Here is a 6,747-nt window from a genome sequence, read left to right as displayed (position 1 = left end):
CTGCTGTTGGGCGCCATGGTGTCCTACCTCACCCGTGGCGGTGGCAATGCGGGTGTGCTGGCCCAGGAAATGGCCGCCAGCAAGAAAGGCGCACGGATTGGGCAATGGATGCTCAAGCACGAAGAGGCTTTGAAGAAACGGCCTGACCTGCAAGTGCCGGAGCGGCGCAAGGGCGCGGTGGGGGAACCCCAACCTGCGCAGCCTGACCGGCCCGCGGGGAAAGACAAGGAGCCATCCAAGGGAAGCCCGGTAGCATGCCGTTGCATACGGTGGCATGTTTCAAGGCGGACAAGTTGCCGGCGTCGAAGCATGGCGAGTTTGAACGGCAGTTGAAGGGACAGCAGGACGGACTGAACCGGCTCACTGTTGAAGAATTCTTGGAGAATGTTGTAAATCCCAAAGAGCGTGATCCGAAAATTGCGAGAAAGGCAAGAAGGAAGTTATATGATGATTTGAGGAAAAGAGCTTATGGCGAACTGTCTAGGGATATGAGTCCAGTTGAAGCGAAAAAACGCTCAGCAAAACAGGCGAGGGAAACAATGTCCTCTCTTGCTGCGCTGCACAATCCCGATCTAATTGCCGGTGGCAGGGATGTCATTTCTGACTTCGGGGATAGACAAGTAAACTCCACCATAGGTCCTCAGTGGAAAAGTAGGTTGGGGGAACTCATGCAATCAGTCGAAAAGCAATCAAAAGAGGGAAATGTTTCAGGTTTTTTGAATGTTAGATTGCATAAATGCTAAAAAATTGAGGAGCGCGACGATGGACGAAGTTTACTCTCTTTTCATTGAGGGAATGGGCGAGCCCGTGTTCAGGCAGGAAGTACCTCCCTCCAGCGTTGAACGCTACAGAGGTAAGCTACCGAGAAAACTATTGGAGCACTGGGCCGAGCACGGCTGGTGTGGTTATGGTGATGGAATATTTTGGACAGTCAATCCTCAAGACTACGAGGGCGTGGCCGCTTCATTTATAGAAGGCACTGCGCTAGAGGGACGGGATACCTATCACATCATCGCCCGTGGCGCTTTTGGTGATCTCTATCTGTACGGTGAGAATTCCGGGTTCTCGTTAAATATCGTCGCCCATACATCAAACTATTGCGGCTCAGCTGATGGGCTTGCTACTGATGATAGGGATAGGGAAGTGGATGGTTTCTTTCTTTTGATGGAGCGAGAGTCCAATGATTTTGGAGATTTCTTCGAGCCTGCAAAGAAACATTTAGGTGTCCTTGGGTGCGATGAGATGTACGGGTTTGTTCCGGCGCTAGCGTTTGGCGGTTTAAGCAAAGTTGAAAATCTACAAAAGGTAAGCGCAGTTGAGCATTTGATACTGCTCTCTCAGTTATCACCTCTCAAACCCTACAGCTTCTCCGATTTTTAATGGAACACGCTACGAATGGGGCTGCCCGGCAGCCCCTCGCTCAATTCAGTCCCGCTCGCGCACCCAGAACAGCGTTGCCCCCGCCACCGCCGCCGGCATCATCAGCACGTTCACCAGCGGCACCATCAGCGCCAGGTAGGTAATTGCGCCAAACCCCAGCGACTGCCAGCGCTTCTGGCGCAGCCAGGCGAGCATGTCCTGCCAGCTCATCTTGTTGTTGTCCGCCGGGTAGTCGATGTACTGGATGGCCATCATCCACACCCCGAAGATCAGCCACAGCGGCGCGGCGATCACGTTGACCACCGGGATCAGCGACAGGATGAACAGGCCGATGGCCCGCGGCAGGAAGTAACCCAGCTTGCGCATCTCGCGGCCGAAGGTGCGTGGCACCATGGCCACCAGCTCGCCCCAGCTGAACGCCGGGAACGGGTCTTGGCCGCGCAGCACCACTTCGACCTTTTCCGCAAGAAAGCCGTTGAACGGGGCGGCGATGATGTTGGCCACCAGGGTGAAGGTGAAGAACACCATCAGCACCAGCAAAGCGACGAACAGCGGCCAAAGAATGTAGGAAAGAAAGCTCAGCCAGCTGGGCAGGGTTGGCATCAGCGCGTCGAGCCACAGGCTGAATTCATGGCCAGCGAAGTAGATCAGGCCACCGAACAGCAGCAGGTTGATTGCCAGCGGCAACAGCACGAACATCCGCAGGTTGGGGCTGAGCACCAGTTTCAGGCCTTCGCGCAGGTATTGGGGGCCGGAGAGGACAGGGGCTTGCATCGGAACACTCCGCAGAGAAGGGAAAACGCGCTGACCTTACCGAGTTTGCCGCGCCGACGAAAGGCAGGCGCACATGAAGAAACCGGCTGTAACAAATGAGCCAGTGCCGTGGCCGAGCTGAATTTGCCAGATAGAGGATGCCTATGAGGTGGATTGTCGATGGATATTTCCTTACTCTCTGCCACCTCGCTACAGTGCGCTCAACTTTCCGCTTTCTGGGCCTGCGCGTTGTAGCCTTCCCCAAGTGCTGCGTGGGTCCTTTTTAATTTCCAGCTGGCGGGCCTTGTGGCCCGCTCGACAGGAGTTCGACATGTCTGAAGTACGTCATTCGCGCGTCATCATCCTCGGTTCCGGCCCTGCCGGTTACAGCGCTGCGGTCTACGCCGCCCGCGCCAACCTCAAGCCACTGCTGATCACCGGCATGCAGGCGGGTGGCCAGCTGACCACCACCACCGAAGTCGACAACTGGCCGGGCGACCCCCATGGCCTGACCGGCCCGGCCCTGATGCAGCGCATGCAGGAACATGCCGAGCGTTTCGAGACCGAGATCGTCTTCGACCACATCAATGCCGTCGACCTGGCCAAAAAACCGTTCACCCTGGTCGGTGACAGCGGCCAGTACACCTGCGACGCGCTGATCATCGCCACTGGCGCCAGCGCCCGTTACCTGGGCCTGCCGTCGGAAGAAGCGTTCATGGGCAAGGGCGTTTCGGCCTGCGCCACCTGCGACGGTTTCTTCTACCGCAACAAGCCGGTCGCCGTGGTCGGCGGCGGCAACACTGCCGTGGAAGAAGCGCTGTACCTGGCCAACATCGCCAGCAAGGTGACCCTGGTGCACCGCCGCGAAACCTTCCGCGCCGAGAAGATCCTGGTCGACAAGCTCAACGCCCGTGTCGCCGAAGGCAAGATCGAACTCAAGCTGAACGCCACCCTGGACGAAGTGCTGGGTGACAACATGGGCGTGACCGGCGCGCGCCTGAAGAACAACGATGGCAGCAGCGACGAAATCAAGGTCGACGGCGTGTTCATCGCCATTGGCCACACCCCGAACACCTCGCTGTTCGAAGGCCAGCTGGCCCTCAAGGACGGCTACCTGGTGGTCAACGGCGGCCGTGAAGGCAACGCCACCGCCACCAACGTCGAAGGTGTGTTCGCTGCGGGCGACGTGGCCGACCACGTTTACCGTCAGGCCATCACCTCGGCTGGCGCTGGCTGCATGGCGGCACTGGACGTCGAGCGTTACCTGGACGGCCTGGCCAACGCCTCGTTCTGATTCAGGCAAAGAAAAACCGGCCGATTGGCCGGTTTTTTTCTGCCCGCGATTCGCTTACAGGCTCAGGCGCATCGACAAGTCCACGGCCTTCACATCCTTGGTCATGGCGCCAATCGAGATGTAGTCGACGCCGGTCTCGGCAATCACGCGCAGGGTGGTTTCGTTGACCCCGCCACTGGCTTCCAGCTTGGCCTTGCCCGCAGTGATACGCACAGCTTCGCGCATCTCGTCCAGGGTCAGCTCGTCGAGCATGATGATGTCCGCGCCCGCACTCAGCGCCTGGCGCAGTTCATCCAGGCTTTCCACTTCGATTTCCACCGGCTTGCCGGGGGCGATGCGGTGCGCTGCGGCCACGGCTTCGGCCACGCCACCGCTGGCGGCAATGTGGTTTTCCTTGATCAGGAAGGCGTCGTACAGGCCGATGCGATGGTTGTGGCAACCACCGCAGGTGACCGCGTACTTCTGCGCCAGGCGCAGGCCCGGCACGGTCTTGCGGGTGTCGAGTAGCTGCACCTGGGTGCCTTCGACCAGGTCGGCGAGCAAGCGCGCGCGAGTGGCCACACCCGACAGCAGCTGCAGGAAGTTCAGCGCGCTGCGCTCGCCGCTGAGCAGCGAACGTGCCGGGCCCTCGAGGTGGAACAGCGGTTGGTTGGCGGTGGCGCGCTCGCCATCGGCAACCTGCCAGTGCACCGCCACGCGCGGGTCGAGCTGACGGAACACGGCATCGACCCAGGCGGTGCCGGCGATCACGCAGTCTTCGCGGGTGATGATGGTGGCCTTGGCCAGGCGCTCGGCCGGGATCAGCTGCGCGGTAATGTCGCCACTGCCGATGTCTTCCAGCAGTGCGCGGCGCACATTGGCTTCGATCTCGGCGGTCAGGTCGGCAAGGCGTAGGTTCGGCATGGTCGGCTCCACAAGCTAGGTGCCGGCGATTATAGGGCAGGGGGGCGGCGCCGTGTACAGCTGCCGTGCAGGCGACCTTTGGTCAGGCCGCGTGAGCATTTGCCTGAAACCGCGGTCATTAATCGGCCAGTGAAGAGTGCTGGCAGCTATCGGCATTTTTATCGATAATGGCGCCCAACATTTGGCGTCATAGCTTTGACGATCTCTCGCCGTATCGATTACGTCACCCAGCAAGGAGTCCGGGATGCAAAAAGAAGGCAAGGTGGTGCCCCTCTCGGCCGCCATCGATCGGGGCGCTCGCACGCCTTTGCCTTGCCTCCCGGTGTTGCTCCTGCAGGTGCGCGACAAGGCCGCGCTGCAATTGCGTCAGGGCCTGCAGGCGCTGTTCGACAATGCCGACGATACGCTGTTCGAAATGGCCGATCGGGCGGTGGACCGGTTCGACCAGAACCTCTACTTCGAGGCCATGCGCGACCTGCGCCTGAAGCGCAAGCACATCGAACGCGGCTTTCTCGACATCTTCTACGATACCTTCGCCCGGATCGGCCAGTTCGACCCGCTGGGCCAGATGGCGGCGAAAAACAAAGCGCAAAAGGAGCGTACCGCTGCCGTCGATGGCATGGTTGCCCGCGTGCTGTCGCGCGATGGCGTCGCCCTCGAGCAATTGGGCCAGCGTTTGCAATGCCTGCTCTCGCGCAGCTTCGACGAACAGCAGAACCCGTTCGGGCCTGCTGCACTGTGTAGTTACTTCCTCGATGCCGGGCGCAACTTGGGCGTCGGCCTGCGGGTCAAGCTGATTCTGCTGAAGCTGTTCGAGCGTTATGTGCTGCGTGACGTCGACGTGCTTTATGCAGAAGCCAACCAGTTGCTGGCCGCTGCGGGCGTGATGCCCGAGTTGCAGGCGGCACCGCGGCGGCGCGCCGAGGACCGCCGCGTGGGTACACGACGGGTGTCGGCCAACCTCGAGGCCGATGCGATGGGCGCTGACAGTGCCGGGCAGGCTTTCATGCGGTCGCTGGAAGGCCTGCTGGCACCCTGCAGAGGCCGTGTCGCTCCGCGCCTGCAAGCCGCTGCCGCCGCCCAGCCGATCAGTACTGCCGACCTGCTGCGCCTGCTATCGCACCTGCAGCACTACGTGCCGGCAACGACCGACGATGACGACTTCGACCTGGACCAGCAGCTTGAACAGTTGCTGCTGCGGGTCAGCGTGCGCAGTGGCACCCGCCGGCGCATCGCCGGCACCGACGAGGACACGATCAACCTGGTCGGCCTGCTGTTCGCCTGCATCGCTGCCGACGACAACCTGCCGCAGAGCCTGCGCGCACTGATCGTTCGCTTGCATATTCCGCTGCTCAAGGTAGCGCTGCTGGACAAAAGCCTGTTCAGCCGCGCGAGCCACCCGGCGCGGCGCCTGATGAACGAAATCGCCGCTGCTGCGATCGGCTGGGAAACCGGCAGCGAAGGCATGCGCGACAGCTTGCATCTGCGCGTGGAGCGCATCGTCCAGCGCTTGCTCAACGATTTCACCGAAGACACCACGCTGTTCGCCGAGCTGCTCGATGATTTCCTCGCCTTCAGCCAGGACGAGCGCCGGCGCAACGAGCTGCTCGAGCAGCGCACACGCGATGCTGAAGAAGGACGCGCCCGTGCCTTGCAGGCACGTCAGCAAGTGCAGCAAGCGCTCAACCAGCGTCTGCGCGGGCGGACCCTGCCGCAGGGGGTGGTGCACATGCTGGTGCACGCCTGGAGCCAGGTACTGTTGATGGCCTGGCTCAAGCAGGGCGAAGCGTCCCCAGCCTGGCAGCAGGGGCTGGAAACCATGGATACCTTGCTCGCCAGCATTGCCCCGCATCAGCAGCCGCAGGTGTTGTTGCAGCAAGTGCCTGGCCTGCTCAAGGCCCTGCGTGACGGCCTGGCCAGCGTGGCGCTGGACTCGGCTGCCACCCGCGAGTTCTTCCTGCAACTGGAGCAACTGCACTTGCGTGCCTGCGCGGGGGGCGACCAGCCAGCCGGCAGTGCTGAACTGGCTGAAGTGCTGGTGGCCGAGGACATCGTGCTGGCCATCGCCGAGGAGTCCGTCTGCGCACCGCTGCTTCAACGCGATGAGCAAGCGCCAGAGCTGCGCCTGGTGCAGCGCCTGCGGATCGGTACCTGGGTGGAAATGCTCGATGACGACGAGCCGCTGCGCTGCAAGCTGGTGGCGCGCATCGACAGCAGCGACCGGCTGGTCTTCGCCAACCGCACCGGGATGAAGGTGCGCGAATGGAACACGGTCGGCCTGGCGCAAGCCCTGCGCCGAGGCGAGGCGCGGTTGCTGGATGATGGCCTGCTGTTCGAGCGGGCCCTGGAAACCGTGCTCGAAGGCCTGCGTCAGCAACAGGTGAATTGAGCCGACGGCATTACAATCATTCACATGC

5 protein-coding genes and 1 pseudogene are annotated in these 6,747 nt (G+C 61.4%); 4 read left to right on the top strand and 2 right to left on the bottom strand.

Translation table 11 applies throughout. The features are described from left to right. Both HU738_RS22965 and HU738_RS22960 read left to right on the top strand, forming a co-directional pair. A pseudogene (locus HU738_RS22965) lies at positions 1 to 743 on the top strand (polymorphic toxin type 15 domain-containing protein); the annotation flags it as partial. A gap of 19 nt (positions 744 to 762) precedes the next feature. After that, positions 763 to 1,380, top strand: coding sequence for a GAD-like domain-containing protein (locus HU738_RS22960; protein WP_186604350.1), 618 nt, complete (start codon positions 763 to 765; stop codon positions 1,378 to 1,380). A 45-nt stretch (positions 1,381 to 1,425) separates the two neighbouring features. On the opposite strand, the gene cysZ is transcribed toward HU738_RS22960, so the two are convergent. Next, a complete protein-coding gene (cysZ, locus tag HU738_RS22955) occupies positions 1,426 to 2,154 on the bottom strand; it encodes a sulfate transporter CysZ (RefSeq protein WP_186604348.1) in 729 nt (242 codons plus the stop codon). A 310-nt stretch (positions 2,155 to 2,464) separates the two neighbouring features. On the opposite strand from cysZ, the gene trxB reads away from it, so the two are divergent. Further along, positions 2,465 to 3,427 carry a thioredoxin-disulfide reductase gene (trxB, locus tag HU738_RS22950; protein ID WP_186604346.1) on the top strand — a complete coding sequence of 321 codons (963 nt, stop codon included), beginning with the start codon at positions 2,465 to 2,467 and terminating at the stop codon, positions 3,425 to 3,427. 54 nt (positions 3,428 to 3,481) lie between these two features. Here the strand turns inward: trxB and nadC are convergent, their stop codons facing one another. Further along, the gene (gene nadC / locus HU738_RS22945) at positions 3,482 to 4,330 is read right to left on the bottom strand and encodes a carboxylating nicotinate-nucleotide diphosphorylase (RefSeq protein WP_186604344.1); all 849 of its coding nucleotides are present in this window, start codon (positions 4,328 to 4,330) and stop codon (positions 3,482 to 3,484) included. A 244-nt stretch (positions 4,331 to 4,574) separates the two neighbouring features. On the opposite strand from nadC, the gene HU738_RS22940 reads away from it, so the two are divergent. Then, positions 4,575 to 6,719, top strand: coding sequence for a DUF1631 domain-containing protein (locus tag HU738_RS22940; protein ID WP_186604342.1), 2,145 nt, complete (start codon positions 4,575 to 4,577; stop codon positions 6,717 to 6,719). The last annotated feature ends 28 nt before the right edge of the window (positions 6,720 to 6,747 follow it).

Origin of the sequence: Pseudomonas vlassakiae (assembly GCF_014269035.2) — a bacterium.
In the GTDB taxonomy this organism is placed as follows: domain Bacteria; phylum Pseudomonadota; class Gammaproteobacteria; order Pseudomonadales; family Pseudomonadaceae; genus Aquipseudomonas; species Aquipseudomonas vlassakiae.
The sequence above is the reverse complement of the archived record's forward strand: the minus strand, read 5'-3'. Positions and strand labels throughout refer to the sequence as shown.